Below are 622 nucleotides of genomic sequence, written 5' to 3'. Positions count from 1 at the left end.
CGCCAATTGATGCTGCTCAACCTCGGCCAGACCTGGCTGCTGGCGGTGCTGACCCTGGTGCTGGCGTTGCCGCTTGGCTTGCTGCTGGCGTGGTGCCTGGACGTGGTGATCAACGTCCAGGCCTTCGGCTGGCGCCTGCCGTTGCAGGTGTTCCCGGGGCAACTGGCGCAACTGCTGGGTCTGGCGATGCTGGCCACCTTGCTGGCTTCGGCCTGGCCGTTGTGGCAGCTGTACCGCAGTCGCCCGGCGGATTTGCTGAGGACCTTTGCCAATGAAGATTAAGTGCCTGCTATGGGCGACGTTCCTGCTGCTGGGCGCCTGCGACAAACCACCTGCACCTGAAGAAAGCTTCGCCGGACTGGGCAGCCAGGCCGCGGACTTTGCCCAGGTGGTGCCCGGCAAGGTCTTCAGCTTTCCCCAGGACCATGGCCCCCATGACGGCTATCGCATCGAATGGTGGTACCTCACCGCCAACCTGAAGGATGCCGAGGGCAATGCCTACGGCGTGCAATGGACGCTGTTTCGCAACGCACTCAAGGCCGGCCCGACACAACCCGGCTGGCACGACTCTACGATCTGGCTCGGCCACGCCGCCGTCACCTCGGCCACCCGCCATTACGCC

The 622-nt window shown here is 65.0% G+C and carries 2 protein-coding genes; both read left to right on the top strand.

Annotated features, from left to right (window positions below; genetic code table 11):
- Nucleotides 1–282, top strand: a 282-nt coding sequence (locus HX846_RS38290) for an FtsX-like permease family protein (protein WP_178967589.1), incomplete at its 5' end; no start/stop codon positions are given.
- A partial coding sequence (locus tag HX846_RS38285) for a lipocalin-like domain-containing protein (RefSeq protein ID WP_306173214.1) occupies nt 272–622 on the top strand: 351 nt, incomplete at its 3' end. The genes HX846_RS38290 and HX846_RS38285, both read left to right, overlap by 11 nt.

The sequence above is a fragment of the Pseudomonas sp. K5002 genome (assembly GCF_013386655.1).
In the GTDB taxonomy this organism is placed as follows: domain Bacteria; phylum Pseudomonadota; class Gammaproteobacteria; order Pseudomonadales; family Pseudomonadaceae; genus Aquipseudomonas.
Note: the sequence above shows the minus strand (reverse complement) of the source record. Positions and strands in the feature narration are given on the sequence as shown.